The sequence below is a fragment of the Pseudomonas meliae genome, from assembly GCF_001400515.1.
Classification (GTDB): Bacteria; Pseudomonadota; Gammaproteobacteria; order Pseudomonadales; family Pseudomonadaceae; genus Aquipseudomonas; species Aquipseudomonas amygdali.
Window position 1 is genome coordinate 1 of sequence record NZ_LJQT01000050.1, and the last position, 1,944, is coordinate 1,944.

Consider the following 1,944-nt stretch of genomic DNA (forward strand, 5'->3'; position numbering starts at 1 on the left):
ATGCATAGGCATTTTGAAATTCCTATGCATCAAGCCTCCGTGGTGCAGGCATTCAACTCTCCATGTCTCGCTTTTCAAGGGCCACAAACCATTCCATTTCCCCTTTTACCGCAAGCTCCTCGAGGAGTGATTGCTTATCACGGGTGTAGAACACGATTCTTTGAGGCTTAACGCTCGTATCTAGAGCCATGTGATAGTCCGGAAGCAGGTCACGCTCTATGATCTTGCGAATATCTGCCCTGAAATGGGTGAGACTCTGCTTTGAACCGCATTTTTGCTGCAGCGCACCGATGTCTGCAGCCCAAATCATCTTGTTACCCAGGTGTTTCCGAGCGAGCTCATACAAACGGCGCTCAAGAGGCATCCGCAGCCCAAAATAGCGCCGATCAATGCTCATCACCTCGAAATGGAGGAAGGCGTTGTAGATCCACTCTGACAACACGACTTCGCATTCCAACACGCCCTTTCCATTGGATGCAGTCTTGGTAACGGTATAGTCTTCAATCCAACCGAATCCCTTCGTCTGCTCTTGACCACCGGTAACGATATTGGTTTCGAGCTGGGTCCCTTTTAATCGTCGAAGCATGTCCAGAACATTCGAGTACGCGTTCCCTCCAGGATCACGGGAGGTACCTGTTAAGAAGTCGTATGTATCGAATTTAACCCGCTTAGAAATCGGCATGCCTGCCTTACGGGCCTCGATGATTTGTGATCCGAGGAAAAGCAACAAATCCTTGTCAAACACCGTGGCAGCACCAATCACTGGTGGAATTATTCGAACACGTTTGTTCGTACCGGGCTGGCTGTACTCGCGAACGCTTGTATCCGGCTTTGTGGACAGACTGAATAGCGGAAATTCCATGCTTGCCAGGTCATCCTTCACTGGCCATTCAACAATGTTCGCTTGGAACATATCGGTTTGAACGTAGGGGACTACGCTCGATTTCCGACCTTTTTTCTGGCGTTTCTCTTCTTCCGCTGCCATATCAGCTGTCTTCATCTCGGTCATTGCGCGATCCCGCCATTGTACACTGGGCTATAGCTACGCTTGTGCAGCTGCCGACAGACCCTGTGTATGAGTTTCATACAGGCGTCATCTGAGCAAATCAAGGTTCGTACTTCACCGACAGCGCGCTCCCCTATGATGCCCCAGTGGCGCATGGCCACAGTGTGACCGATCAGATCTACCACGATACGAAGCTCATAGAATCGTCTACCACGCTCCCATCTTGCATGGTAAGGCAGGTTGAGGTAGCTGGTTGCAGTCGTTATCATGTGTGAACCCAGACGCTCCTAGACGAGTTCATTTCTGGTAGAAGCCCGGATCCGGTAGCCGCCGACCGGGCTTCGCTCTGCTCACGGCAATAATTTATCGTCGTAGAGCATAACCATCTCGGCCATTACACATAGTTCACCCTTCACATAGGCCATCAAGCCGCGGCAGTCGCCACGTTCCAGCACTCCCGTATCCCACAATTTGCAAAGCTCCGAATAATTGTAGGTCTGCATCGGCCAGTCACAGTGACGTACAAATGTCCACCCGTGGCTATCTCTGAACTCGCGGGAATAGGATGCGCCCATGATGACGAATTGCCGACCACTGACCTTTACCGTGGGAACTGAAGGAATCTTGTCGCCGGCTTCCGCAAAAGCGGCAGGGCAAACCGCATGATCCCACCTGTGAGAGTCGAGCTGATGAAGGTGGACAAGATCACGAAAGCTATGGCGAAAGAAACTCGACTCCCAGGGCACAAACTCGCTCCAGCAACGCTGCTCAGCGCTTTTCAACCAGGCTTGCACCACTAGCGAGCCCACACCAGGCACATAGATACCCAAAGTTTGAGAACGGGGCGTCCGGCGCTGTTTGAAACGGCAACCTACAGAATCACCAGCATCTGCCAAAAAGGACAATTCCGCCCATTGATCGAACAGGGCAGCCTGCGG

3 protein-coding genes are annotated in these 1,944 nt (G+C 52.0%); all 3 read right to left on the bottom strand.

The window, feature by feature from the left end; all coding sequences use genetic code 11:
- Positions 1 to 52: 52 nt before the first annotated feature.
- Positions 53 to 1,009 (bottom strand): replication initiator protein A, encoded by a 957-nt coding sequence (locus ALO64_RS02340; RefSeq protein ID WP_052508602.1) that lies wholly within the window; start codon positions 1,007 to 1,009, stop codon positions 53 to 55.
- Positions 1,006 to 1,275 (bottom strand): WGR domain-containing protein, encoded by a 270-nt coding sequence (locus ALO64_RS26725; RefSeq protein ID WP_010211628.1) that lies wholly within the window; start codon positions 1,273 to 1,275, stop codon positions 1,006 to 1,008. The genes ALO64_RS02340 and ALO64_RS26725 overlap by 4 nt, the downstream gene beginning before the upstream one ends.
- A gap of 81 nt (positions 1,276 to 1,356) precedes the next feature.
- Positions 1,357 to 1,944, bottom strand: a 588-nt coding sequence (locus tag ALO64_RS25465; protein WP_217996258.1) for a hypothetical protein, incomplete at its 5' end; no start/stop codon positions are given.